Origin of the sequence: Stutzerimonas sp. Brlt_14, assembly GCF_051948915.1 — a bacterium.
GTDB lineage: Bacteria > Pseudomonadota > Gammaproteobacteria > Pseudomonadales > Pseudomonadaceae > Stutzerimonas > Stutzerimonas stutzeri.
Window position 1 is genome coordinate 288,853 of record NZ_JAYJLM010000006.1, and the last position, 25,156, is coordinate 314,008.

28 protein-coding genes are annotated in these 25,156 nt (G+C 65.5%); 19 read left to right on the plus strand and 9 right to left on the minus strand.

Annotation, left to right across the window (positions count from 1 at the left end):
* Nucleotides 1-157: 157 nt before the first annotated feature.
* Nucleotides 158-1,240 carry a nitrogen regulation protein NR(II) gene (gene glnL / locus VF716_RS16560; protein ID WP_125856124.1) on the plus strand — a complete coding sequence of 361 codons (1,083 nt, stop codon included), beginning with the start codon at nt 158-160 and terminating at the stop codon, nt 1,238-1,240.
* On the plus strand, nt 1,237-2,673 hold the full coding sequence (ntrC, locus tag VF716_RS16565; RefSeq protein ID WP_108241354.1) for a nitrogen regulation protein NR(I): 1,437 nt from the start codon (nt 1,237-1,239) through the stop codon (nt 2,671-2,673). The genes glnL and ntrC overlap by 4 nt, the downstream gene beginning before the upstream one ends.
* Before the next feature lie 83 nt (nt 2,674-2,756).
* Here the strand turns inward: ntrC and VF716_RS16570 are convergent, their stop codons facing one another.
* Nucleotides 2,757-3,203, minus strand: coding sequence for a hypothetical protein (locus VF716_RS16570; protein WP_043942085.1), 447 nt, complete (start codon nt 3,201-3,203; stop codon nt 2,757-2,759).
* Between VF716_RS16570 and VF716_RS16575 the strand changes: the two genes are divergently transcribed.
* The 6 genes from VF716_RS16575 to VF716_RS16600 all read left to right on the plus strand — a co-directional run bounded on the left by VF716_RS16575 (nt 3,202) and on the right by VF716_RS16600 (nt 10,830).
* On the plus strand, nt 3,202-3,684 hold the full coding sequence (locus tag VF716_RS16575) for a tRNA (cytidine(34)-2'-O)-methyltransferase (RefSeq protein ID WP_011911585.1): 483 nt from the start codon (nt 3,202-3,204) through the stop codon (nt 3,682-3,684). The two genes, VF716_RS16570 and VF716_RS16575, sit on opposite strands and share 2 nt — an antisense overlap.
* A gap of 89 nt (nt 3,685-3,773) precedes the next feature.
* A complete protein-coding gene (locus VF716_RS16580; RefSeq protein ID WP_011911584.1) occupies nt 3,774-6,146 on the plus strand; it encodes an FdhF/YdeP family oxidoreductase in 2,373 nt (790 codons plus the stop codon).
* A 120-nt stretch (nt 6,147-6,266) separates the two neighbouring features.
* Nucleotides 6,267-6,803 (plus strand): ATP-dependent protease subunit HslV, encoded by a 537-nt coding sequence (gene hslV / locus VF716_RS16585; RefSeq protein WP_011911583.1) that lies wholly within the window; start codon nt 6,267-6,269, stop codon nt 6,801-6,803.
* A 27-nt stretch (nt 6,804-6,830) separates the two neighbouring features.
* On the plus strand, nt 6,831-8,174 hold the full coding sequence (gene hslU / locus VF716_RS16590; RefSeq protein ID WP_011911582.1) for an ATP-dependent protease ATPase subunit HslU: 1,344 nt from the start codon (nt 6,831-6,833) through the stop codon (nt 8,172-8,174).
* 48 nt (nt 8,175-8,222) lie between these two features.
* Nucleotides 8,223-8,597, plus strand: a complete 375-nt coding sequence (locus VF716_RS16595; RefSeq protein WP_011911581.1) for a gamma-butyrobetaine hydroxylase-like domain-containing protein — start codon at nt 8,223-8,225, stop codon at nt 8,595-8,597.
* A 301-nt stretch (nt 8,598-8,898) separates the two neighbouring features.
* On the plus strand, nt 8,899-10,830 hold the full coding sequence (locus VF716_RS16600; protein WP_125856125.1) for a methyl-accepting chemotaxis protein: 1,932 nt from the start codon (nt 8,899-8,901) through the stop codon (nt 10,828-10,830).
* A 37-nt stretch (nt 10,831-10,867) separates the two neighbouring features.
* Here VF716_RS16600 and VF716_RS16605 read toward each other — a convergent pair whose 3' ends face one another.
* Nucleotides 10,868-11,143 carry a polyhydroxyalkanoic acid system family protein gene (locus VF716_RS16605; protein WP_013981490.1) on the minus strand — a complete coding sequence of 92 codons (276 nt, stop codon included), beginning with the start codon at nt 11,141-11,143 and terminating at the stop codon, nt 10,868-10,870.
* 186 nt (nt 11,144-11,329) lie between these two features.
* Between VF716_RS16605 and ubiE the strand changes: the two genes are divergently transcribed.
* The 10 genes from ubiE (at nt 11,330) to VF716_RS16655 (ending at nt 17,945) form a co-directional block, all read left to right on the plus strand.
* Nucleotides 11,330-12,100 carry a bifunctional demethylmenaquinone methyltransferase/2-methoxy-6-polyprenyl-1,4-benzoquinol methylase UbiE gene (gene ubiE / locus VF716_RS16610; protein WP_017244765.1) on the plus strand — a complete coding sequence of 257 codons (771 nt, stop codon included), beginning with the start codon at nt 11,330-11,332 and terminating at the stop codon, nt 12,098-12,100.
* Nucleotides 12,100-12,723 (plus strand): ubiquinone biosynthesis accessory factor UbiJ, encoded by a 624-nt coding sequence (locus VF716_RS16615; protein ID WP_013981488.1) that lies wholly within the window; start codon nt 12,100-12,102, stop codon nt 12,721-12,723. The genes ubiE and VF716_RS16615 overlap by 1 nt, the downstream gene beginning before the upstream one ends.
* A complete protein-coding gene (ubiB, locus tag VF716_RS16620; RefSeq protein ID WP_125856126.1) occupies nt 12,720-14,327 on the plus strand; it encodes a ubiquinone biosynthesis regulatory protein kinase UbiB in 1,608 nt (535 codons plus the stop codon). Before VF716_RS16615 ends, ubiB begins: the two co-directional genes overlap by 4 nt.
* 49 nt (nt 14,328-14,376) lie before the next feature.
* Nucleotides 14,377-14,772, plus strand: a complete 396-nt coding sequence (hisI, locus tag VF716_RS16625) for a phosphoribosyl-AMP cyclohydrolase (protein ID WP_014595583.1) — start codon at nt 14,377-14,379, stop codon at nt 14,770-14,772.
* Nucleotides 14,765-15,097, plus strand: coding sequence for a phosphoribosyl-ATP diphosphatase (locus VF716_RS16630; RefSeq protein WP_045157968.1), 333 nt, complete (start codon nt 14,765-14,767; stop codon nt 15,095-15,097). The genes hisI and VF716_RS16630 overlap by 8 nt, the downstream gene beginning before the upstream one ends.
* A gap of 20 nt (nt 15,098-15,117) precedes the next feature.
* Complete coding sequence (gene tatA / locus VF716_RS16635) at nt 15,118-15,348, plus strand: twin-arginine translocase TatA/TatE family subunit (RefSeq protein ID WP_011911573.1); 231 nt, start codon at nt 15,118-15,120, stop codon at nt 15,346-15,348.
* A 67-nt stretch (nt 15,349-15,415) separates the two neighbouring features.
* Nucleotides 15,416-15,835 carry a Sec-independent protein translocase protein TatB gene (tatB, locus tag VF716_RS16640; RefSeq protein ID WP_019407513.1) on the plus strand — a complete coding sequence of 140 codons (420 nt, stop codon included), beginning with the start codon at nt 15,416-15,418 and terminating at the stop codon, nt 15,833-15,835.
* A complete protein-coding gene (tatC, locus tag VF716_RS16645) occupies nt 15,832-16,635 on the plus strand; it encodes a twin-arginine translocase subunit TatC (RefSeq protein ID WP_011911571.1) in 804 nt (267 codons plus the stop codon). Before tatB ends, tatC begins: the two co-directional genes overlap by 4 nt.
* Nucleotides 16,632-17,339 (plus strand): 16S rRNA (uracil(1498)-N(3))-methyltransferase, encoded by a 708-nt coding sequence (locus VF716_RS16650; protein ID WP_013981485.1) that lies wholly within the window; start codon nt 16,632-16,634, stop codon nt 17,337-17,339. The genes tatC and VF716_RS16650 overlap by 4 nt, the downstream gene beginning before the upstream one ends.
* A 186-nt stretch (nt 17,340-17,525) precedes the next feature.
* The gene (locus VF716_RS16655; protein ID WP_020306822.1) at nt 17,526-17,945 is read left to right on the plus strand and encodes a UPF0158 family protein; all 420 of its coding nucleotides are present in this window, start codon (nt 17,526-17,528) and stop codon (nt 17,943-17,945) included.
* A 3-nt stretch (nt 17,946-17,948) separates the two neighbouring features.
* Here VF716_RS16655 and dtd read toward each other — a convergent pair whose 3' ends face one another.
* The gene (dtd, locus tag VF716_RS16660) at nt 17,949-18,386 is read right to left on the minus strand and encodes a D-aminoacyl-tRNA deacylase (protein ID WP_011911568.1); all 438 of its coding nucleotides are present in this window, start codon (nt 18,384-18,386) and stop codon (nt 17,949-17,951) included.
* Nucleotides 18,383-19,357, minus strand: a complete 975-nt coding sequence (pip, locus tag VF716_RS16665; protein ID WP_125856127.1) for a prolyl aminopeptidase — start codon at nt 19,355-19,357, stop codon at nt 18,383-18,385. The genes dtd and pip overlap by 4 nt, the downstream gene beginning before the upstream one ends.
* 78 nt (nt 19,358-19,435) lie before the next feature.
* On the opposite strand from pip, the gene VF716_RS16670 reads away from it, so the two are divergent.
* Nucleotides 19,436-19,861 (plus strand): hypothetical protein, encoded by a 426-nt coding sequence (locus VF716_RS16670; protein WP_011911566.1) that lies wholly within the window; start codon nt 19,436-19,438, stop codon nt 19,859-19,861.
* 22 nt (nt 19,862-19,883) lie between these two features.
* On the opposite strand, the gene VF716_RS16675 is transcribed toward VF716_RS16670, so the two are convergent.
* From VF716_RS16675 to VF716_RS16695, 5 genes are all read right to left on the minus strand, one after another.
* Nucleotides 19,884-20,417, minus strand: coding sequence for a lipocalin family protein (locus VF716_RS16675; RefSeq protein WP_125856128.1), 534 nt, complete (start codon nt 20,415-20,417; stop codon nt 19,884-19,886).
* A gap of 25 nt (nt 20,418-20,442) precedes the next feature.
* Nucleotides 20,443-20,697 (minus strand): outer membrane protein assembly factor BamE domain-containing protein, encoded by a 255-nt coding sequence (bamE, locus tag VF716_RS16680; protein WP_011911564.1) that lies wholly within the window; start codon nt 20,695-20,697, stop codon nt 20,443-20,445.
* Between the two features lie 80 nt (nt 20,698-20,777).
* A complete protein-coding gene (locus tag VF716_RS16685; RefSeq protein WP_014595579.1) occupies nt 20,778-21,380 on the minus strand; it encodes a DUF924 family protein in 603 nt (200 codons plus the stop codon).
* Between the two features lie 3 nt (nt 21,381-21,383).
* Nucleotides 21,384-22,394: a class 1 fructose-bisphosphatase gene (locus VF716_RS16690; protein WP_011911562.1), complete on the minus strand. Its 1,011-nt coding sequence runs from the start codon at nt 22,392-22,394 to the stop codon at nt 21,384-21,386.
* 183 nt (nt 22,395-22,577) lie between these two features.
* Nucleotides 22,578-25,028, minus strand: a complete 2,451-nt coding sequence (locus VF716_RS16695) for a glycogen/starch/alpha-glucan phosphorylase (protein ID WP_017244758.1) — start codon at nt 25,026-25,028, stop codon at nt 22,578-22,580.
* Between the last annotated feature and the right edge of the window lie 128 nt (nt 25,029-25,156).

The following is a 25,156-nucleotide window of genomic DNA, read 5'->3' on the forward strand; positions in this document are numbered from 1 at the left end:
CCTGTTTGGTGCGCCCATCAGGTGAGCGGATCGCTCGTCACCAATTTGGGTCACCGGACAGCCCGTAGGGCTGCAGCATCACGCCGATCCGCGCCGCAATGGCGCGCTTGGTTTGGTTCTTGCATTTCCTGCCTGAACTTCCGGACGCAGACCAGCCATGATCAACGAAGCCCTGCAACGCCTGCTGATCGAGAATCTGACTACCGCGACGCTGTTGCTCAACTCGCGCCTGCGCCTGGAGTACATGAACCCGGCTGCCGAAATGCTGCTGGCCGTCAGTGGCCAACGCAGCCACGGACAGTTCATCAGCGAGCTGTTCACCGAGTCGCCGGAAGCCCTGGCGGCCCTGCGCCAGGCGGTTGAAGAAGCCCATCCGTTCACCAAGCGCGAAGCCACCCTGACCTCCGCCACCGGCCAGACACTGACCGTGGACTACGCGGTGACCCCGGTACTGACCCGGCAGGAAACCATGCTGCTGCTGGAAGTGCTGCCGCGCGACCGCCTGCTGCGCATCACAAAGGAAGAGGCCCAGCTGTCCAAGCAGGAAACCACCAAGATGCTGGTGCGCGGCCTGGCCCACGAGATCAAGAATCCGCTGGGCGGCATTCGAGGTGCGGCACAACTGCTGGCCCGCGAGCTGCCCGAAGAACACCTGAAGGACTACACCGAAGTCATCATCGAGGAGGCCGACCGTCTGCGTAATCTGGTCGACCGCATGCTCGGCTCTAACAAGCTGCCGTCGCTGTCGATGACCAACATCCACGAAGTGCTCGAACATGTGGCCAGCCTGATCGACGCCGAATGCCAGGGAAGCATCATTTTGGTGCGCGACTATGACCCGAGCATTCCCGAAGTCCTGATGGACCGCGAACAGATGATCCAGGCCGTGCTCAATATCATGCGCAACGCCATGCAGGCACTGGCCGGGCAGAACGAGCTGGGCCTCGGCCGTCTCACCCTGCGCACCCGCACACTGCGGCAGTTCACCATCGGCCATATTCGTCATCGCCTGGTGACACGCATCGAGATCATCGACAACGGCCCGGGGATTCCCGCCGAACTGCAAAACACGCTCTTCTACCCGATGGTCAGCGGCCGCCCGGACGGAACCGGCCTGGGCCTTGCCATCACCCAGAACATCATCAGTCAGCACCAGGGTCTGATCGAATGCGAGAGCCATCCTGGCCACACCGTGTTCTCGATCTTCCTACCGCTGGAACAAGGAGCCACATCAGCATGAGCCGAAGCGAAAACGTCTGGATCGTCGACGACGACCGCTCCATCCGCTGGGTCCTGGAAAAGGCCCTGCAACAGGAAGGCATGGCCACGCAGAGCTTCGACAGCGCCGACGGTGTGCTGGCCCGCCTCGCCCGCCAGCAGCCGGACGTGATCATCTCCGACATCCGCATGCCCGGCCTCAGCGGTCTGGACATGCTCTCGCAGATCCGCGAGCAGTACCCTCGCCTGCCGGTGATCATCATGACCGCGCATTCGGATCTGGACAGCGCGGTGGCCTCTTACCAGGGCGGCGCCTTCGAATACCTGCCCAAGCCGTTCGACGTCGACGACGCCGTCTCGCTGGTGAAGCGCGCCAATCAGCACGCCCAGGAGCAGCAGAACCAGCAGGAACCGGCCAACCGCCACCACACTCCTGAGATCATCGGCGAGGCGCCAGCGATGCAGGAGGTGTTCCGCGCTATCGGCCGGCTCAGCCATTCCAACATCACCGTACTGATCAACGGCGAGTCCGGCACCGGCAAGGAGCTGGTGGCCCATGCCCTGCACCGCCACAGCCCGCGTTCGGCGTCGCCATTCATCGCGCTGAACATGGCGGCCATCCCCAAGGACCTGATGGAGTCGGAGCTGTTCGGCCACGAGAAAGGCGCCTTCACCGGTGCGGCCAATCAGCGCCGCGGGCGCTTCGAGCAGGCCGACGGCGGCACCCTGTTTCTCGACGAGATCGGCGACATGCCGGCCGACACACAGACCCGCCTGCTGCGCGTACTGGCCGATGGCGAGTTCTACCGGGTCGGCGGCCACACGCCGGTACGCGTCGACGTGCGCATCATCGCCGCCACGCACCAGGACCTGGAAACGCTGGTGCAGGCCGGCAAGTTCCGCGAGGACCTGTTCCACCGCCTGAACGTCATCCGCATCCACATCCCACGCCTGTCCGATCGTCGCGAGGACATCCCGGCGCTCGCCGAGCACTTCCTCGCCAGCGCCGCGCAGGAGCTCTCGGTGGAAACCAAGGTGCTCAAGCCGGAAACCAAGGAGTATCTGCAGCATTTGCCCTGGCCGGGCAACGTGCGCCAGCTGGAGAACACCTGCCGCTGGATCACGGTCATGGCGTCCGGGCGCGAAGTGCATGTCGACGACCTGCCACCGGAGCTGCTCAACCAGCAGGCCGAGGCGCAGCCGGCGCACAACTGGGAACAGGCGCTGCGCAACTGGTCGGATCAGGCCCTGGCGCGCGGCCAGAGCAACCTGCTCGACGAGGCGGTGCCGGCCTTCGAGCGCATCATGATCGAGACCGCGCTCAAGCACACCGCCGGTCGCCGACGCGATGCCGCCCTGTTGCTCGGCTGGGGTCGCAACACCCTGACGCGCAAGATCAAGGAGCTGGGCATGCGCGTCGATGGCAGCGATGACGATGAAGGCGACGACAGCTGATCAGACGTTGATCCGACCTGCGACAAAGAACCCCGCCACTGGCGGGGTTCTTCTTTCTGACGCACCAGCCATGTGCGAATCCGTCATGGCCGCCAGGGCGACACGCTGACCTCCACCTGCCAGCCGCCGTCGACGCGCGCGCCCTGCCACTGCCCCTGCAGCCGGCGCGCCGCCACCAGATGCAACAGCAGGCCCTTCTCGGTCTGCTGCACGCGCCAGGCCACAGGCATGCCGTCGATCTGCAGCTGCCCGGATTGCGCCTCGCCCTCGGCCTGGAACAACAGGGCGAACGCCCCCTCCAGATGCTCGTCATAGGTCTCCGGCTTGCGGTCGAAGCGCAGCGACAGCCCCTGTGGCAGCACCTGCACCGCCTCCAGCTGCACCGGCCCGGGCGCGGTGAGCCGGCCGATCATCAGCCCCACCAGCAGCCCGATCAGCACCAGCGAACCGAAAAAGGTCCGGCGTATGCGGCGCATCGGGTCCTTCGCCCCGGTAGAATGCCGCCGGTCTTCAACCTCGGTGCTGCGCATGTTTCACGTGATCCTGTTCCAACCGGAAATACCGCCCAATACCGGCAACATTATCAGGCTCTGCGCCAATACCGGCTGCCACCTGCACCTCATCGAGCCGCTGGGTTACGAGCTGGACGATAAACGCCTGCGCCGCGCCGGCCTGGATTATCACGAATATGCCACGCTGGAGCGCCACGCCGATCTGCCGAGCTGCCTCGCGCGGATCGGCATCGACGCCGCCAACCCGGACGGCCCACGGCTGTTCGCCTTCACCACCAAGGGCTCGCAGCCCTTCCACGAGGTGCGTTACCGGCGCGGCGACGCCCTGCTGTTCGGCCCCGAAAGCCGCGGCCTGCCGCCAGATATCCGCGATGCCCTCCCCAACGAGCAGCGCTTGCGCCTGCCGATGCGTCCCGACAGCCGCAGCCTGAACCTGTCCAACACCGTGGCCATCGCGGTCTACGAGGCCTGGCGTCAGCACGGTTTCGCCATGGAGTGAATCGCACAACCTTGTGACAAAGCGCCCTGAACGATCCGGCGCGGGCCCCGTCGTAAACAGACAAGCTCCCTTGCGAAAGGAGGAACGACGTGTCCCAGACCAAGTTCAAACCCTACCGTGCACCGGCCGGTGGCTGGGGATCGGCCTACTCCGTCGCCAACATCCTGCTGCGTGAACGCGTCTCGCCGGCCGGCATCGGCCTGCTGCTCAAGCAGAACAAACCCATCGACGGCTTCGCCTGCGTCAGCTGCGCCTGGGCCAAGCCGCACCCCTCGCGGCCGCTGTCGTTCTGCGAGAACGGCGCCAAGGCCACGGCATGGGAAAACACCTCGTTGCGTTGCGGCCCGGAATTCTTCGCCAGGCACAGCGTCAGCGAGCTGCTCAACTGGAGCGACTTCGACCTGGAACAACAGGGCCGGCTGACCCATCCGCTGCGCTACGATGCCACCAGTGACCATTACCAGCCGGTCAGTTGGGACAGCGCCTTCGCCGAGATCGGCGCCGAACTCAAGGCCATGGACGATCCCGACCAGGTGGTGTTCTACATGTCCGGGCGTGCGGCGCTGGAGACGGCCTACATGTATGGCCTGCTGGCGCGCCTGTACGGCACCAACAACCTGCCGGACAGTTCCAACATGTGCCACGAGAGCACCTCGGTGGCCCTGCCGGAAAGCATTGGCGTACCGGTGGCCACGGTCACCCTGAACGACCTCGAGCACACCGACGGACTGTTCTTCTTCGGCCAGAATACCGGCACGTCCAGCCCGCGCATGCTCCATGAACTGCAGGCCGCGCGCGAGCGCGGGGCCGAGATCGTCACCTTCAACCCGCTGCGTGAGCGCGGCCTGGAACGTTTCGTCAACCCGCAGTCGCCGCGCGAGATGCTGACGCCGGACAGCACGGTGATCAGCACCCAATATCACCAGCTGGCCATCGGCGGCGACATGGCGGCCATCGCCGGGATGTGCAAGGCGCTGTTCGCCATGGACGGCCTGGCCATCGCCGAAGGGCGCCAGAGGGTGCTCGATGTCGCTTTCATCGAGCAGCACACCCATGGCTTCGAGGCCTTCGAAGCACGCATCCGCAGCTACACCTGGGAGCAGCTGGAACGTCGCTCCGGCCTCACCCGCGCAGCGATGGAAGCGGCAGCCACCGCCTATGCCCGCTGCGAGCGGGTGATTGCCCCCTATGGTATGGGCCTGACCCAGCACCGCCACGGCGTGCAGACCATCCAGATGCTGGTCAACCTGCTCCTGCTGCGCGGCAACATGGGCAAGGAGGGCGCGGGCATCCTGCCGGTGCGCGGCCACTCCAACGTGCAAGGTCAGCGCACCGTCGGCATCACCGAAAAGGCAGCGAAGGTGCCGGTGGACAACCTGCGTCGGCAGTTCGGTTTCGAGCCGCCGAGCGAAGATGGCGTGAATACGGTAGAGGCCTGCGAGGGCATCCTCGACGGCAGCATCCGCGGCTTCATCGGCCTGGGCGGCAACTTCGTCCGCGCCATTCCTGACACCCTGCAGATGGAGCCGGCCTGGCGCAAACTGCGGTTGTCGGTGCAGGTGTCGACCAAGCTCAACCGCAATCACCTGATCACCGGCGAAGTGTCTTATATCTTGCCTTGCCTCGGTCGCACCGAGATCGACCGCCAGGCCACCGGCGAGCAACGCCACACAACCGAGGACAGCACCGGCTGCATCCGGGCCTGGCGCGGCGCCGCCGAGCCGGCTGGCGAACTGCTCTTATCGGAACCGGCGATCATCGCGCGACTGGCCAAGGCCACGCTCGCGCCCAACCCGATGCTGGACTGGGACGCCTGGGTCGCGGACTACAGCCTGATCCGCGACGCCATCGCCGAGAGCTACCCGGAGATCTTCCACGACTTCAATGTGCGCATGATGGAACCCGGCGGCTTCCATCGCCCGCTCGGCGCCAGCCAGCGGCGCTGGGACACCGAGACCGGCAAGGCCAACTTCATCAACCCGCCTTCGCTGAGCATGGACCCGGATACCGAGGAAGGCGGCCACGAACGGCACGACGTGCTGCAGATGATGACGCTGCGCAGCAACGACCAGTTCAACACCACGGTCTACGGGTACGACGACCGCTTCCGCGGCATTCACGGCACCCGCGCGGTGATCCTGATGAACCGCAACGACATCGTCCGCCTGGGCCTGGCCGAGAACGACCGCATCGAGGCGATCACCGTGGTCGATGACGGCGTACACCGCGCGGTCGGCCCGCTGCGGGTGACGCCCTACAGCATTCCGGAGGGCTGCTGCGCAGGCTACTACCCCGAATGCAACGCCCTGCTGCCGGTCTGGCACCATGCCGAACGCAGCAAGGTGCCGGCGGCCAAGTCGATTCCGGTCCGGCTGCGCAAGATGATCGCCGCGGCGGTAGCCGGCGACGTGCCGCGCCAGCCCAGCCGCCCGCAACGCAGCGAACAACCAGGGCCTGCGTAGCGCCTCGTGCAGAACCACGGCTGTCGATGAACCTCACCGACAGCCGTTGAAAAGCCGGAAGCAGTCCCCCATATCAACCGCATTCGGGCATTCATCGCCCCGCAGTGTGGAGATTTTCCTTTGACCACCATCGTTTCAGTGCGCCGCAACGGCAAAGTCGTCATGGGCGGCGACGGCCAGGTTTCCCTCGGCAACACCGTCATGAAAGGCAACGCCAAGAAGGTCCGCCGCCTCTATCACGGCCAGGTCCTGGCCGGCTTCGCCGGCGCCACCGCCGATGCCTTCACCCTCTTCGAGCGCTTCGAAGGTCAGCTGGAGAAGCACCAGGGCCATCTGGTGCGCGCCGCCGTCGAGCTGGCCAAGGACTGGCGCACCGACCGCTCCCTGAGCCGTCTGGAAGCCATGCTCGCCGTCGCCAACAAGGATGCCTCGCTGATCATCACCGGCAACGGCGACGTGGTGCAGCCCGAAGACGACCTGATCGCCATGGGCTCCGGCGGCGGCTTCGCCCAGGCCGCGGCCAAGGCCCTGCTGCTCAAGGCCGGCGCCGACATGTCGGCCCAGGAAATCGCCGAGACGGCGCTGAACATCGCCGGCAGCATCTGCGTGTTCACCAATCAGAACCTGACCATCGAGGAGCTCGACAGCGCGGTCTAATCGCCTGTCGTTCCGGAGTACCGCACCATGTCCATGACGCCCCGCGAGATCGTCCACGAACTCAACCGCCACATCATCGGCCAGGACGACGCCAAGCGCGCCGTGGCCATCGCCCTGCGCAACCGCTGGCGGCGCATGCAGCTGCCCGCCGAGCTGCGCCAGGAAGTCACCCCGAAGAACATTCTGATGATCGGCCCCACCGGCGTCGGCAAGACCGAAATTGCCCGCCGCCTGGCCAAGCTGGCCAACGCGCCGTTCCTGAAAGTGGAAGCCACCAAGTTCACCGAGGTCGGCTATGTCGGCCGTGACGTCGAATCGATCATCCGCGATCTGGCCGACGCGGCGCTGAAGATGCTGCGCGAGCAGGAGGTGCACAAGATGCGCCACCGCGCCGAAGACGCCGCCGAAGAACGCATCCTCGACGCCCTGCTGCCGCCGGCGCGCCCGGTAGGCTTTTCCGAAGAGCCGGTGCAGAGCGGTGATTCCAACACCCGGCAGCTGTTCCGCAAGCGCCTGCGCGAAGGCCAGCTGGACGACAAGGAGATCGACATCGAGGTCGCCGAGAGCCCGGCCGGGGTGGAGATCATGGCCCCGCCCGGCATGGAGGAGATGACCAACCAGCTGCAGAACCTCTTCGCCAACATGGGCAAGGGCAAGAAGAAGAGCCGCAAGCTGAAGATCAAGGAAGCCTTCAAGCTCATCCGCGACGAGGAAGCCGCGCGCCTGGTCAACGAAGAAGACCTCAAGGCCCGCGCCCTGGAGGCGGTGGAGCAGAACGGCATCGTCTTCATCGACGAGATCGACAAGGTTGCCAAGCGCGGCAATACCAGCGGCGCCGACGTTTCCCGCGAGGGCGTGCAGCGCGACCTGCTGCCGCTGATCGAGGGCAGCACGGTCAACACCAAGCTGGGCATGGTCAAGACCGACCATATTCTCTTCATCGCCTCCGGCGCCTTCCACCTGTCCAAGCCCAGCGACCTGGTGCCGGAACTGCAGGGTCGCCTGCCGATCCGCGTGGAGCTCAAGGCGCTGTCACCGCAGGACTTCGAGCGCATCCTCACCGAGCCGCATGCGGCGCTCACCGAGCAGTACCGCGAGCTGCTGAAGACCGAAGGGCTGCACATCGAGTTTCTCGAGGACGGCATCAAGCGCATCGCCGAGATCGCCTGGCAGGTCAACGAGAAGACCGAGAACATCGGTGCCCGTCGCCTGCACACCCTGCTCGAGCGTCTGCTGGAGGAGGTCTCCTTCAGTGCAGCCGACCTGGCCGGCAAGCAGCAGGGCGAACCGATCCGCATCGACGCCGCCTACGTCAACGAGCACCTCGGCGAACTGGCTCAGGACGAAGACCTGTCGCGCTACATCCTCTGACCGTCACGGCCGTGGCCATTCCCACGGCCGATTTTTCCGGAGCGTCGCATGCGCATCCCCACTGCAATCAAACTGCACAAGGCGTCCAGAACGCTGGAACTGGAATACGGCGCCGACGAGCGCTACGTGCTGCCCGCCGAGTTCCTGCGCGTGCATTCGCCATCGGCGGAAGTCCAGGGCCACGGCAACCCGGTGCTGCAGACCGGCAAGCTGAAGGTCGCGCTGGAGCAGATCGAGCCGGCCGGCCAGTACGCCCTGAAGCTGACCTTCAGCGACGGCCACGACAGCGGCCTCTACACCTGGGACTACCTCGAACGCCTGGCGCTGAATCAGCAGGCGCTATGGGACGCCTATCTCGCGGCACTGGCGGCCGCCGGCAAGTCCCGCGACCCCGATGAGTCCGTGGTCAAGCTGATGCTCTGAGCCGCCGCGGCGAGGATTGCGCCCTCCCGCTCCTGCGCGCCTGACCGATTCAAAGTCGTAGCCGCAGGCGCCTCCCCGCCTGCTTCATGCCTTGCCCCACCGCTTCCAGAGCCGTACGACCACAGCGCGACCCTGCGGTCGAAAAACGACAGCCGAGCCGCACAAGCGCTTAAGAAACCTCCGAGGCCGGCCGCTAAGTGCAGGGACACTTACGCGCCGCTAATGCGGCGACCCGGCACAAGACGCCTCGCTGCAGTGTTCTTGCGACTGCGCCTGCCTCGACTTTCTGGAGCGTTCACACATGATCTCCCGCTTTTTCACCGACCTGGCCGTCACGCGCAAGCTTGGCCTGGGCTTCGGTTTCATGGTCCTGCTGACACTTCTGGTTGCCGCCATCGCCGTCACCAGCCTGAACGGGTTGCTGGAGCGCAACCAGAAGCAGACCCGCCTGTCCCAGGTCCAGGAAGCCTCCTACGCGGTAGATACCGCACGCACCCTGTTCGAACAAAGCGGCAGCGACGCCCACGCCCAGCAGGTGACCGGCAAGATCGGCGAAGTCCGCAACCACCTGCAGGACATCCGCACCACCCTGACTGCCGCCGATGATCAGCGCGACATCGCCTCCGCGCTCCAGTATGCCGAGCGCATCGAACGCAGCTTCCAGGAGCTGAAGCAGGCCCGCGAAAGCCGCGAACAGAGCCGGGGCGTGATGGTCAGCAGCGCCGGCGAGGCCCTCAAGGCGCTCGGCGAACTGGAAGAGCAGATCTACCAGACCCTCGAACAGTCCGCCGACGACCCGCTCGTCGTACAGCAGGCCCGCGCCCTCGCCGAACTAACCCGGCGCGTACTGGAGAGCCGCTACCTGGTGCGTGGCTACATCTTCCAGCACACCGAAGAGTCTGCGCAGCTCGCCTATGCCGGCCTCGATCGCTCCCGTGAACAGGCCGATCTGCTGCGCGGCCTGCTACCCGTCGATCAACACAGCCATCTCGACCGCATGACCAGCGCCCTGCAGCGCTACCGTGCAGCGATCGAGACCTTCAAGGTCGGCATGGATGCGACCATCCAGGCTCGCACGGCGCTGGCCTCCGAAATCGGCGGTCTGCTGGAAATCAACGGCAATCTGTACCGCAACCAGCAGACCAAGATGCTCGGCGAAACGCAGCAGGCGCGCATCCAGACGATGCTGACCGCCTTCGCCAGTGCACTGCTCGGCCTGCTCGCGGCCTGGTTCATCGCCCGCCAGATCATTCTGCCGTTGCGCCACACCCTGGCCATGGCCCGGCGCATCGCCGACGGCGACCTCTCCGGCCCGGACAGCGCGCAACGCCGCGACGAGCTGGGCCAGCTGGAAAGCGCGATGCAGGACATGCGCCAGAGTCTGCGCAAGCTGATCGGCAGCATCGGCGACAGCTCGACGCAGATCGCCGCCGCTGCCGAGGAGCTGTCTGCCGTCACCGAGCAGACCAGCGCCGGCGTCAACGATCAGCGCCAGGAGACCGATCAGGTGGCCACGGCGGTGAACGAGATGGCCGCCACCGTTCAGGAAGTGGCGCGCAATGCGGTCGATGCCGCACAGGCCACTGCCGAAGCGGACCAGCAGGCGGTACAGGGCGAGAAGCTGGCAGGCGACGCCGTCGCCCAGATCGAGCGCATGGCGATGCAGGTCGCCAATACCGGCGAGGCGATGGAGCACCTACGCCGCGACAGCGATGCCATCGGCAGTGTGCTGGACGTGATCAAGGCAGTCGCCGAGCAGACCAATCTGCTGGCGCTCAATGCCGCCATCGAGGCGGCGCGGGCTGGTGAAGCCGGCCGCGGCTTCGCCGTGGTGGCAGACGAAGTACGCGCCCTGGCGCAACGCACCCAGCAATCGACCGAGGAGATCGAGAAGCTGATCGGCACCCTGCAGAACAGTGCCCAGAGCGCCAGCCAACTGATGCGCGACAATCAGCAGCTGAGTGACAGCACGGTCGAACTGACCCGCCGGGCCGGAGACGCCCTGAGCGTCATCGCCCGTACCGTGTCGACCATCCAGAGCATGAACCAGCAGATCGCGGCGGCGGCCGAGCAGCAGAGCGCCGTGGCCGAGGAGATCAACCGCAGCGTGGTCAGCGTGCGTGACATTTCCCTGCAAACCGCCACCGCCAGTGACGAGACGGCGCGCGCCAGCACCGAACTGGCCCAGCTGGGCAACGCGCTCCAGCAGCAGATCGGCCGCTTCCGCCTCTGACTGCCAGGCGCAGGGCCACGTGGCCCTGCGCCGCCGTTCAGGCCAGCGCCTTGTCCAGTGCCCGCTCGATCTGGCCCTGAATGCTGCTGCCCATGGCCGAAAGCAGCAGGCCGAGGTTGAGCAGCACCTTCACGCTGTCCTCGCGCACTTCGATGCGCCCGTCCGCGCCACTGCGCCTGACCGCCAGCACATCACCCTGCCACTGACAGCTCACGCCGAACTCGCGGGCCAGGCGTGCGGCGAGCTCGTCGGCCTTTTCGCGGGCCGCATCGCGGCCGAGGTTGTGGGAACGTTCGACGATGATCTGCGCCATGACGGCTCCTGGCTGCGCCCGAAAAGGCGCGCACTATAGCAAAGTGGCAAGTCTGCTCCGCGGCACCCCGAGCTCGACCCTGCGACATGTCGCCGCTAGACCTTTTGCCGGCCGCCACCTGCTCGACGCTTATCAGCCGCCTTTTTAGGTTTAGAATGCCGGGCACATTCTTCGGGTGAAAGTGACATGACCGATCCTCGCAAAGCGCATGACGCAGAACCGACCACCCATTTCGGCTACAAGAACGTGCCGGAAAGCCAGAAGGCGCAGAAGGTGGCCGAGGTGTTCCATTCCGTTGCCGCCAAGTACGACCTGATGAACGACCTGATGTCCGGCGGCATCCACCGACTGTGGAAGCGCTTCACCATCGAGCTGTCCGGCGCGCGCCACGGCAATCGGATTCTGGACATCGCCGGCGGCACCGGCGACCTGACTCGCCAGTTCTCCCGCATCGTCGGCCCCACGGGTGAAGTGGTGCTGGCCGACATCAATGCCTCGATGCTCAAGGTCGGCCGCGACAAGCTGCTGGACAAGGGCGTGGCCGGCAACGTCAGGTTCGTCCAGGCCGATGCCGAGAAGCTGCCCTTCCCGGACAACTACTTCGACGTGGTCACCATCGCCTTCGGCCTGCGCAACGTCACCCACAAGGAAGACGCCATCGCCTCGATGCTGCGCGTGCTCAAGCCGGGCGGCCGGCTGCTGGTGCTGGAATTCTCCAAGCCGACCAACCAGCTGTTCTCCAAGGCCTACGATGCCTACTCGTTCAGCCTGCTGCCGATGATGGGCAAGCTGATCACCAACGATGCCGACAGCTACCGTTACCTGGCCGAGTCGATCCGCATGCACCCGGATCAGGAAACCCTCAAGGGCATGATGGAAGCTGCCGGTTTCGAGCGCGTCAGCTACCACAACATGACCGGCGGCATCGTCGCCCTGCACCGCGGCATCAAGCCCTGATGCTGCGCGCTGCCCTGCTGGCCGGCGCCGAGCGCGGCATCAATCGCGTCCTGCGTCTGGACCCGACCGCACTGCCGCGGCTGGCGCGCCTGAGTGGCCGGGTCATCGAGATCGACTGCACGGCCCCGGCCTGGCGCCTGTTTATCCTCGCCGACGATGAAGGGCTGCGTCTGGCCGGCACCTGGGGTAGCGATGCCGACTGCCGGCTGCGCGCGCCGGCGAGCAGCCTGCTGCGCCTGGCCGCCAGCCGCAACAAGACCGCGGTGCTGCATGGTCCGGACGTCGAGATCGAGGGCGACAGCGGCTTGCTGATGAACCTCGCGGAGGTGCTGCAGGACCTGGAGCTGGACTGGGAGTACGAGATTTCCCGCTGGCTCGGTCCGGTCGGTGCACAGCTGCTCGGCTCCAGCCTGCGCAACCCGCTGGACTGGCTGCGCGACAGCGCCGGCTCGCTGCGCCAGGATCTGGCCGACTATCTCAGCGAAGAGTCGCGCACGCTGGTCGGCCAGGCCGAAGCCCAGGCGCGCTTCGACGAACTGGATGACATGAAGCTCGCCCTCGACCGACTCGAGGCGCGCATCGAGCGCCTCGCCCTCAACCTGAATCCAGATCGCTCCGAATGAAGCTGTTCGCCGCCGCACGCCGCCTGTTCCGCATCCTGCTGGTGGTGATCCGCTACCGCCTCGATGACATCATCCTCGACCTGCCGATGCCCTGGTGGCTGCGCGGCACCAGCTATCTGCTGCCCTGGCGCTGGGTTCCGCGGCGGCGCAGCGCGCTGTCGCGGGGCGCTCGTCTGCGCCTGGCGCTGGAAGGGCTGGGGCCGATCTTCATCAAGTTCGGGCAGATTCTCTCGACCCGTCGCGACCTGCTGCCGCCGGATATCGCCGAAGAACTGGCGATGCTGCAGGACCGAGTACCCCCATTCGACTCGGCCGTCGCCACGGCGCTGATCGAGCAGCAGCTGGGTGCCCCGGTCGGCGAACTGTTCGCCCGCTTCGACAGCAAACCGCTGGCCTCCGCGTCCGTGGCCCAGGTGCATGCCGCCAAGCTGCGTTCCGGCGAGGAAGTGGTGGTCAAGGTGGTACGGCCGAACCTCAAGCCGATCATCAGCCAGGACCTGGCCTGGTTGTTCATGCTGGCCAATACCGCCGAACGCATCTCCATCGACGCGCGCCGCCTGCACCTGGTGGAAGTGGTCGACGACTATGCCAAGACCATCTACGACGAACTCGACCTGCTGCGCGAAGCGGCCAACGCCAGCCAGCTCAGGCGCAACTTCGAAGGCTCGGCACTGCTCTACGTGCCGCAGGTGTACTGGGACTATTGCCGGTCGCAAGTGCTCGTCATGGAGCGCATCTATGGCGTACCGGTGACGGACATGGCCGGTCTGGCACGGCAGAACACCGACATGCGCCAGCTGGCCGAACGCGGCGTGGAGATCTTCTTCACCCAGGTATTCCGCGACAGTTTCTTCCATGCCGACATGCACCCCGGCAACATCTTCGTCAGTACCCACCAGCCCTGGAGCCCGCAGTACATCGCAGTGGACTTCGGCATCGTCGGCAGCCTGACGCCGGAGGACCAGGACTACCTGGCGCGCAACCTGATGGCCTTCTTCAAACGCGACTACCGCAAGGTGGCGCAGCTGCACATCGACTCGGGCTGGGTACCGGCGGAAACCAAGGTCAACGAGTTCGAGGCGGCGATCCGTACCGTCTGCGAGCCGATCTTCGAGAAGCCGCTGAAGGACATCTCCTTCGGTCAGCTGCTGGTGCGTCTGTTCCAGGTGGCGCGGCGCTTCAACATGGAGGTGCAGCCGCAACTGGTGCTGCTGCAGAAGACCCTGCTCAATATCGAGGGCCTTGGCCGCGAGCTGTATCCCGATCTCGACCTCTGGAGCACCGGCCAGCCCTACCTCGAGCGCTGGATGCGCGAGCGCATGGGCCCGCGCCAGCTGCTGAAGAATGCCCAGGCGCAGATCGAACAGCTGCCGCACCTGGCGCACATGACCCGCGAACTGCTCGAACGCATGTCGCATCCCCACGCCAACAACCCGCCGCCACCATGGCGCGAGCGCCGACACTGGCCGCTGCGGCTGGTCGGCGCGATCCTGCTCGGCAGCGGCGCGACGCTCGCCACCGGCGCCGAGAGCTTTACCGCCCTCAACGCCTGGCCGGCCTGGATCATGCTCGTCGCCGGCACCTTCATCGTGGTGCGCCGATAGCCATCGCTGGTGGGGGCTGGCACACTTGACGCATTGAGCGGAGAATCCGATGAACTGGCTGGACGAAATCAACTGGAACGCCGATGGCCTGGTCCCGGCGATTGCCCAGGACCACAAGACCGGTCGCGTGCTGATGATGGCCTGGATGAATCGCGAGGCGCTGCAGCTGACCGCGCAGGAAAGCCGCGCCATCTACTGGTCACGTTCGCGTGGCAAGCTGTGGCGCAAGGGCGAGGAGTCCGGACATGTGCAGCAGCTGCACGAACTGCGCCTGGACTGTGATGCCGACGTGATCATCCTGATGGTCGAGCAGATCGGTGGCATCGCCTGCCACACCGGTCGCGAAAGCTGCTTCTACCGCGTGTTCGAGAACGGCGCCTGGAAAGTCGTCGAGCCGGTGCTCAAGGACCCGCACGCCATCTACGCGGAGCACAAGCATGAGTGACACCCTCACCCGCCTGGCCGAGGTGCTGGAGGCCCGCAAGGGCGCGGCGCCGGACAGCTCCTACGTCGCCAGCCTGTATCACAAGGGCCTGAACAAGATTCTCGAGAAGGTCGGCGAGGAATCGGTGGAAACCATACTCGCCGCCAAGGATGCCGCCGTCAGTGGCGACTCCAGCGACCTGATCTACGAAACCGCCGATCTCTGGTTCCACAGCCTGGTCATGCTCGCTGCCCTCGGCCAGCACCCGCAGGCCGTGCTGGATGAACTGGATCGACGCTTCGGTCTCTCCGGGCACGCGGAAAAAGCCGCGCGTCCGCAATCCTGATTCACATCGGAGATATCACCATGGGTTTTGGCGGCATCAGCGTCTGGCAACTACTGATCATCCTGCTCATCGTCATCATGCTGTTCGGCACCAAGCGCCTCAAGGGCCTGGGCTCCGACCTCGGTGATGCGATCAAGGGCTTCCGCAAATCCATGGGCACCGACGAGGAAAAGCCTGGCGTGGAAGACAAGCAGAATCACACCATCGATGCGCAGGCGCGCAAGGTCGAAGAACCGACCAAGAAAGACTAGTCCCTGGCTCGACGCGGGCGCGCAGTTGCTGCGCGACCGCTCTCTCTATTGATGTGAGCACGTCCTGATGTTCGATATCGGTTTCACCGAACTGCTACTGGTCGGCCTGGTGGCGCTGATGGTGCTCGGCCCGGAGCGCCTGCCGGGTGCGGTGCGGACCACCGGGCTTTGGGTTGGCCGGCTGAAGCGCAGCTTCAGCAACATCAAGGCCGAAGTGGAGCGCGAAATCGGCGCCGACGAAATCCGCCGGCAGTTGCACAACGAGCGCATCCTCGACCTGGAGCGGGAGATGAAGCAGAGCATCATGCCGCCGCCCGCCAGCAACCCGACCGCCACGCCGCCGTCGCCCCCCAGCGAGGGCGCCGGCCAGCCCGCGAATGCCGCGAGCAGCAGTCCCGGCGATACGGTGACGCCCGCTGCGAACCCGCCCGCGCCGAGCACCGAGACCGCTCAGCCCCTTCGCTCCGACAGACCATCCGAACCATGAGCAAACCCTCCATCGACGACCAGGAAATGCCGCTGGTTGCGCACCTGACCGAGCTGCGCAAGCGCCTGCTGCGCTGCGTGGTGGCCATCGCCCTGCTCTTCGCCGGGCTGTTCTACTTCTCGCAACAGATCTACGCGCTGGTCGCCGCGCCGCTGCGGGCCTACCTGCCCGAAGGCGCGACGATGATCGCCACCGGCGTCGCTTCGCCGTTCCTGACGCCATTCAAGCTGACCCTGATGGTCGCGCTGTTTCTCTCGATGCCGATCATCCTGCACCAGATCTGGGGGTTCATCGCACCCGGCCTGTACAAGCACGAGAAACGCATCGCCGTGCCGCTGCTGGTGTCGAGCATCTTCCTGTTCTACGCCGGCATGGCCTTCGCCTATTTCGTGGTGTTCCCGATCATGTTCGGCTTCTTCGCCAGCGTGACGCCCGAAGGCGTGTCGATGATGACCGATATCGGCCAGTACCTGGATTTCGTCCTCACGCTGTTCTTCGCCTTTGGCGTGGCCTTCGAAATCCCGGTGGCGACCTTCCTGCTGATCTGGGTCGGCATCGTCGACGTTGCCACCCTGCGCAAGAGCCGCCCTTATGTGATCGTCGGCTGCTTTGCCGTCGGCATGGTGCTGACGCCGCCGGATGTGTTCTCACAGTCGCTGCTGGCCGTGCCCATGTGGCTGCTGTTCGAAGCCGGCGTGATCTGCGGCAGCATGATCCGAAAGCGCGAGGAGCATTTCCGCGGCGATGCCGAGGATGACGTCCCGCCATCCGGCGACCAGCCGCCCGCACCACGCCCGTGAACCTCCTGCTGCTCGAGGAAGGCGACTTCGTCGCCGCCGACCGGGTACGGCTGCGCGACCGCCGCCTGACCCACATGCGCGACGTGCACCGCGTCGAAGTCAATGAGAGCCTCAGGGTCGGCCGGCTAGGCGGCCAGATGGGCAGCGGTCGGCTGCTGCGCCTGGACGCCACCGAGGCCGAGCTGCAGGTGAGCTTCGACCAGCCGCCGCCGGCCAAGCTGCCGGTGACCCTGCTGCTGGCACTGCCACGACCGAAGATGCTGCGCCGGGTGCTGCAGACCGTCGCTGCCATGGGCGTGCCACGACTGGTCCTGCTTAACAGCTACCGGGTGGAAAAGAGCTTCTGGCAAACGCCCTTCCTCGAACCGGCCGCCATCCGTGAACAGCTGATCCTCGGCCTCGAACAGGCGCGCGATACCGTGTTGCCCGAGGTCATCATCGAAAAACGCTTCAAGCCCTTCGTCGAGGACCGTCTGCCGCAGCTCGCGGCAGGTACCTGCGGGCTGGTCGGTCATCCCGGCGATTTCCCGACCTGCCCACGCGCGGTCGGGGGGCCGGTCACCCTGGCGATCGGTCCGGAAGGCGGCTGGATTCCCTACGAGGTGGAGAAATTTACCGCCGCCGGACTGCAACCGGTGCAGCTGGGCGAACGCATTCTGCGCGTGGAGACGGCGGTCAGCGCCCTGCTGGCCCGGTTGTTCTAGCGCCGCCTGGAGGCGGCGCAGCGCTGCACCCGCGACGGGCGCGACGACCGACGCAGACGGCACTCCGATGAACGTAGCGCACCCACCCGGTGCGAGAGAGTCAGAGATTGGGACTGCTCACGCTTCGGCGCGTCTGCGCCGCGGCCTAGACATTTCAACGAATCCCTAAAAAGAGCCGTTCTTGCCATGCGACCACTGACCATCGACATGCACCGTCTGGAATTCGCTCTGGACGGGCGCGACATCGCCGAATACTACCTGGACCTGGAAAGTGGCGAGATCCGCGCCATCTTTCCCGGCGATCCGCCTCCCGGAGCCATGGACAAGTACGACGTCAAGGACGATCGCTACCTGCACATCGAACCACTGGACCTCGCCCAATCGATCGCCATGCGCGAGGCGTTCCTGTTCACCCAGCACGATCCCATCGCCCATGCGGTCCTGAGCAATGCGCTCAAGGGCCGCAAGCCGCTACGTACCTTCGACTTCAAACTGGAAGACTTTCCCGAGGTCAGGGAAGCCTGGCTGCGCTACCAGACGGTGCAGCTGCGCGAATACGCCATCACCTGGTTGCGCGACAACGATCTGGAGCCGGTCCGCCACTGACACTCAGCTTTCGAGGAGGAACGTCACCGGCCCGTCGTTGACGAGGTGCACCTGCATCTCGGCGCCGAAACGCCCACAGGCCACCTCTGGATGCTGGTCGCGGGCACGCGCCAGCAGGTAGTCGTACAGCGCCTCGCCGTGGGCAGGCGGCGCTGCACTGGAGAAGCTCGGGCGCAGGCCGCTGCGGGTGTCCGCGGCGAGGGTGAACTGCGACACCAGCAGCAGGCCGCCGCCGATGTCCTTCAGCGACCGGTTCATCTTGCCCTGCTCGTCCCCGAACACACGGTAGTTGAGCAGCTTGTGCAGCAGCTTGTCGGCGCGCGCCTGGTCGTCCTCGCGCTCGACCCCGACCAGCACCAGCAAACCCTGATCGATGGCACCGACTATCTCGCCGGCCACCTCGACCCGCGCGTGGCGGACCCGCTGGATCAGCCCCTTCATTCGGCATCCGCCGGCGGCAGGTCGAGCAGGCGGTGGGCGATCTCGCCGGTCGCGCGGACCAGCGCATCGGCGATGCCCACCTCCGCAGCCGAGTGTCCGGCATCGCGGATGATCTGCAGCTCACTGTTGGGCCAGGCCTGGTGCAGTGCCCAGGCGTTGTCCAGCGGACAGATGGCATCGTAGCGACCATGCACGATGATCCCTGGCAGATGGGCGATCTTCGGCATGTCGCGCAGCAACTGGTCGGGTTCGAGAAAGGCCTGGTTGACGAAGTAGTGGCACTCGATGCGCGCCATCGACAATGCCCGGTGCGGATCGGCGAAACGCTCGACGACGTTGGGGTTGGGTCGCAGGGTCGCCGTGCGGCCTTCCCAGGATGACCAGGCCTTGGCCGCATGCATCTGGGCGATCTGGTCGCTGCCGGTGAGCCGGCGGTAGAACGCCTGCATCAGATCGTCGCGCTCCTCGGGCGGAATCGGCGCGACGAAGTCCTGCCAGTAATCCGGGAACAGCCGGCTGGCGCCTTCCTGATAGAACCAGGACAGGTCTTCCGGCCTGCAGAGGAAGATGCCACGCAGGATCAGCGCGTGCACGTGCTCGGGAAAGGCCTGGGCATAGGCCAGTGACAGCGTCGAACCCCAGGAGCCGCCGAACAGCACCCATTTGTCGATGCCCAGATGCTCGCGGATGCGCTGCATGTCGGCGATCAGGTGCGCGGTGGTGTTGTTCTCCAGGCTGGCATGCGGCGTCGAGCGACCGCAGCCCCGCTGGTCGAAGGTGATGATGCGATAGAGGCTCGGATCGAAGAAGCGCCGGCTGATGGCATCGCAGCCACCGCCAGGGCCGCCATGGACGAACAGCACGGGCAGGCCATCCGGCGATCCACTCTCGTCGACGTAGAGCACATGCGGTTCTTCCACCGCCAGCTCGTGCCGGGCGTAGGGTTTGATCTCCGGATACAAGGTCTGCATGGCACACTCCTGATCTGCGGCGGGCCGGCCGGCCCGCATGACGTTTGCGGCATCATAGCGAGGTTCGGGGAGTTGAGCATGTCAGCATGGAAAATAGCGGCGCTGGCGGTATTGCTGGCACTTGTCGGCTGCGGTCGGGACGATCCGCAGGCGGCGTTGCAGCAGGCGGCAGAGCAGTTGCAGGCGAGCCTGGAAAGCAAGCAGACCGGGGAGCTGATGGCACTGCTGCACGCCGATTTCCAGGCCCAGCAGCAGTACGATCGCGACTGGGCCCGGCGCACGGCGACGCTGATGTTCATGCGCCATCGCAACGTCCGGGTGATCGCCCTGAGCCAGCGCAGCTGGATCGATGCAACCTACCCGGACCGCGGTCATACCGAGGCGCAGGTCGCGCTGACCGGTGCCGAGGCCCTGCTGCCGCAGCAGGCCGGGCACTATCAGGTCAGGCTGGAATGGCGACAGGAGAACGGCAGCTGGCAACTGGCGCGCCTGCAGTGGCAGTGAGCAGCGCCGGTTGCAGGCCACCTCACTGGCGCCAGATCAGCTCAGAGGTGTCGTAGCCTCTGCGTTCGGCCTCGCTGAGCAGACGGGCGCGCGTCGCCTGGTCGACGTCGGCATCGCGGGCCAGCAGCCAGAGATATTTGCGGTCGGGGCTGCCGACCAGGGCGGTGCTGTACCCTTCATCCAGATAGAGCACCCAGTAGTGCCCCTTGGTCAGATCCGGGAACAGACGGCCAAACCAGTTATCGAAGCGCACCCACAGCCGATCGGTGCGACCGGCCTGCTGCGGTACCGCCTCGCCCTTGGCTTCCTGCCATTGGCCATCTTCCGTCTCGCAGCGATTGGTGACCGCTACCTTGCCGTTGGCCTGCAGCTGGTAATGCGCTTCGGAACGCAGGCAGTCGCGCTGGAAGAACATCGGCAGGCGCGCCAGCTCGTACCAGGTGCCCTGGTAGCGCGCCAGATCCACCTCGCCCACGGTTTCCGGCGGCCGCTCACGCCCGCCTCCCACACAGCCGCTCAACAGGATCAGGCACAGCAGGGCGACACTCGCACGCATGGGAATCTCCAGACGGTTTCGGCGTTTACTTCAGCCCCTTGCCGGAAAACATCATCACCTTGTCGCCGGCGAACTGGACGCTGATGAAGCGGTTCTTCTCACCCCAGGTACAGCTGGACATGCCCAGCGCACCGGCGCATTCCGAAGGCTTGCCCAAGAGCTTCTCCACTTCCACCCGTTCCATGCCGGGCTTGAGCTTGGCGAAGTTCTCCTGGGTGATCGGGCTGCAGGCGGCCAGCAGAACCGTGCAGGCGATCAACAATGGGGTACGCAATGACATATCGAGCTCCTTGCTTCTTTTTAAGTTCAGCGCTGCAGAGCGGGTTCTGCGGCGCCAGCCCAACGACGGCGGCGGCGGGGCTAGAACGACGAACCTGGCTGCTGCAGGAACGATTGTTCGGCATCGCTGCTGTCGCGTCCGAGAATGGCGTTGCGATGCGGGAAGCGCCCGAAGCGGGAGATGACCTCCCGATGGCGTTCGGCATAGTCGAGGAAGTCGCGGAACAGCGCCTGTTCGTGCTCGGCGGCAATGTCGCGCAGGGCGGTGAAGTGCGCCACTGCCAGATCCTGCACCGCCAGATTCTCCGCGTGTTCGAGCACCAGATAGATGAATACGCGCTGGATCGGCGAGAGCAGCATGTCGCCGCCATGGGCAAGACCATCGCGAACCAGCTGCTGTGCGCGCTCATCGCCGGCGAAGGCCCGCGGGGTGTCGCGATGGATCATCCGGGGCAGCTGGTCAAGCAGCAGCACCAGGGCCAGCCAGCCCTCGGGCAGTTCGGCCCAGTCCTGCAGGTCGCCGTTCAGCGCCTGCTCGACCAGCGCGCCGAAGCGCTCGCGCGCCTCGGCATCCTGTTGTGGACGGTAGCCGAACCAGAGCCGCTGTTTTTCAGCCGCGATCTCGGTTGCGCTGGTGCCCTGGCCGAACCACCAGTGGAGCAAGTCCTGCCAGGGCGCCTGCACCGGTCAGCCCTGATGGTAGCCGGTGACGCGCTCGACTTCTTCCTTCGAGCCGAGGAACACCGGCACGCGCTGGTGCAGCGATTGCGGCTGGATCTCGAGGATACGCTGGGTACCGGTGGTGGCGGCACCACCGGCCTGCTCGATGATCATCGACATCGGGTTGGCTTCATACATCAGGCGCAGCTTGCCGGCCTTGTCCGGCTCGCGGGCGTCACGCGGATACATGAAGATGCCGCCACGGGTGAGGATGCGGTGCACGTCGGCGACCATCGAGGCGATCCAGCGCATGTTGTAGTTCTTGCCCAGCGGGCCTTCCTTGCCGGCGAGCAACTCGCCGACGTAGCGCTGCACCGGGGCTTCCCAGTGGCGCTGGTTGGACATGTTGATGGCGAATTCGGCAGTGCTCTGCGGCACGCAGAGGTTCTCGTGGGTGAGCACGAAGCTGCCCAGCTCGCGGTCGAGGGTAAAGCCCATCACGCCGTGGCCAAGGGTAAGCACCAGCATGGTCTGCGGGCCGTAGATGGCGTAACCGGCAGCGACCTGCTTGGTGCCCGGCTGCAGGAAGGCTTCCTCGCCGAGGGCGTCGTTTTGGCTGAAGCAGGCATCCGGGCAGCGCAGCACCGAGAAGATGGTACCGACCGAGACGTTCACGTCGATGTTGCTGGAGCCGTCCAGCGGGTCGAAGACCAGCAGATAGGCGCCCTTCGGGTATTTGCCGGGAATCTGGTAAGCGTTGTCCATTTCCTCGGAAGCCATGCCGGCCAGGTGGCCGCCCCATTCGTTGGCTTCCAGCAGGATTTCGTTGGAGAGCACGTCGAGCTTTTTCTGCACTTCGCCCTGCACGTTCTCGCTGCCGGCGCTGCCCAGCACGCCGCCCAGCGCGCCCTTGGAAACCTGGTGGCTGATCGCCTTGCACGCGCGCGCCACGACCTCGATGAGAAAGCGCAGATCCGCCGGGGTGTTGTTGCTGCGAGTCTGCTCGATGAGGTAGCGACTGAGGGTTACGCGTGACATGGAAATGGCTCCGGAGGAAGGATAAACCCGCGCAGTTTAGCAGGCCGTAGGAAAACTAACTCCCCTCAGACCGGTCGGCCCCCCGCAGAGTTCAGCGCAGCGGCGAGCAGATTGCCAGCACGAGCGCGTCACCCCGCAGGTTCTGGCTGACCGCCGGCGGAAAAGCGCCGACGGGCCAGCCACTTACATCACTTTCCAGATCTCCCGGGCGTATTCGCGGATGGTGCGATCGGAGGAGAACCAGCCCGTGCGCGCGGTATTGAGCACCGACGAGCGCCACCAGCGGGCCGGGTCGCGCCAGCGCTCTTCGACCTCCAGCTGGGCCTGCCAGTAGGCCTCGAAGTCGGCGCAGACCATGAAGGTATCGTGCCAGCTGATACCGTCCACCAGGCCGACGTAGCGACCCGGATCGCCCGGTGAGAAACCGCCGCCGCGGATCGCCGACAGCACTTCGCTGAGACGATGCGACCCCGCGATGATGGCCTCGGCGTTGTACTCGTTGCCCTGCTTGCGCGCATTCACCTCCTGCGCGGTAAGGCCGAAGATGAACATGTGTTCCAGGCCTATCTGTTCGCTCATTTCCACGTTGGCGCCGTCCAGGGTGCCGATGGTCAGTGCGCCGTTGAGGGCAAACTTCATGTTGCTGGTGCCGGAGGCTTCGAGTCCGGCGGTGGAAATCTGCTCGGACAAGTCGGCCGCGGGAATGATGTCCTCGGCCAGGCTGACGTTGTAGTTGGGCAAGAACACCACCTTGAGCAGCCCGCGCACGGTCGGGTCGGCGTTGATGGTATTGGCGATGTCGTTGGTCAGCTTGATGATCAGCTTGGCCTGGTGATAGCTGGCCGCCGCCTTGCCGGCGAAGATCTTCACCCGTGGCACCCAATTGCCACCCGGATCGGAGCGGATGGCCTGGTACAGCGCCACGGTGTGCAGCAGGTTGAGCAGCTGGCGCTTGTACTCGTGGATGCGTTTGACATGCACGTCGAACAGCGCGGTCGGATCGACACTGATGCCCAGCCGCTCCTGGATCACATTGGCCAGATGGCGCTTGTTGGCGAGCCGCTGTTCGGCGAAGCGCTGGCGGAAGGCCGCCTGTTCGGCATAGGGCTCGAGCTGGCGCAGGCGGGTTTCCGGCTCGTCGAGGACTTCCTCACCGAGATGCTCCACCAGCAACTGGGTCAGCTGCGGATTGGCCTGATAGAGCCAGCGGCGGAAGGTGATGCCATTGGTCTTGCTGTTGATGCGCTGCGGATAGAGGCGATGCAGGTCGGTGAACACGGTCTTGCGCATCAGCTGAGTGTGCAGCCCCGACACGCCGTTGGTGCTGTGCGAACCGAGGAAAGCCAGGTTGCCCATGCGTACCCGGCGGCCATGGTCCTCCTCGATCAGCGATACCGAACGCAGCAGCTCGGCGTCGTGGATGCCGCGCTCGCGCAGGTTGTCCAGATGGTAGGCGTTGATCAGGTAGATGATCTGCATGTGCCGTGGCAGCAGCCGCTCCATCAGCCCCACCGGCCAGGTCTCCAGCGCCTCGGGCAGCAGGGTGTGGTTGGTGTAGGACAGGGTGGCGGTGGTCAGCCTCCAGGCGTGCTGCCATTCGTAGCTGTGCACATCGACCAGCAGCCGCATCAGCTCGGCCACGGCGATAGCCGGGTGGGTATCGTTGAGCTGAATCGAGGTGTACTCGGGCAGGCTGTCCAGCGAGCCGCGTTGCTTGAGATGGCGGCGCAGCAGGTCCTGCAGCGAGGCAGCGACGAAGAAGTACTCCTGGCGCAGACGCAGCTCCTGCCCCGCCTCGGTGCTGTCGGCCGGATAGAGCACCCGCGAGATGCTCTCGGCACGCGCCTCCTCCGCCGCGGCGCCGATGTGATCGCCAGCATTGAAGCGCGCCAGGTGGAAGTCCGCTTCCGGCCGCGCGCGCCACAGGCGCAGCGTGTTCACCCCGGCACCACGCCAGCCGACGATGGGCGTGTCATAGGCGATCGCGCGCACGCCTTCGGCCCAGTGCCAGAAATGCTGAACCTCACCCTGCTCGTTGGTAGTAGCCGTGACACTACCGCCGAAGCCGATCAGGTACTTGACCTCGGAGCGCTCGAACTCCCAGGGGTTGCCGAAATCCAGCCAGGTCTCGGTCTGTTCGTGCTGCCAGCCATCGACGATCGCCTGGCGGAACAGGCCATGGTCATAACGGATGCCGTAGCCATGGGACACCACGCCAAGGGTGGCCATGCTTTCCATGAAGCAGGCCGCGAGCCGCCCGAGGCCGCCATTGCCGAGCGCCGCGTCCGGCTCCAGCAGGCGGATGCGATCGATGTCCACGTCCAGTCCGGCCAGCGCCTCGCGCGCCACCTCGAACAGGCCCAGGTTGCTCAGGCTGTCCACCAGCAGACGGCCGATCAGGAACTCCAGGGAAAGGTAGTAGACCCGCTTCTGCCCGCCGGTATAGGCCTCGCGCGTGCAATCCATCCAGCGATCGATGGTGCTGTCGCGGGTGGCCAGGGCGACCGCATGGAACCAGTCATAGTCGGAGGCGTTCTCCGGATCCTTGCCCACCGAGTAGGTGAGCTTGCGCAAAACCCGCTCACGGAAAGCGGCGACTTCTTGGGCAGTGGCGTTGGCTGATTCCTGCGTCATGGACAGACCTCGGTTAGCGAAGACACACAAGAGGGACTCGCGGCAGCCGCGCCCGTTCACCTCCGTTCGGCGTTCCTGAAAAAGGGTTGCAGGTTTCCTTTACATCTGCGCTACCGCCTGTCCGGTCA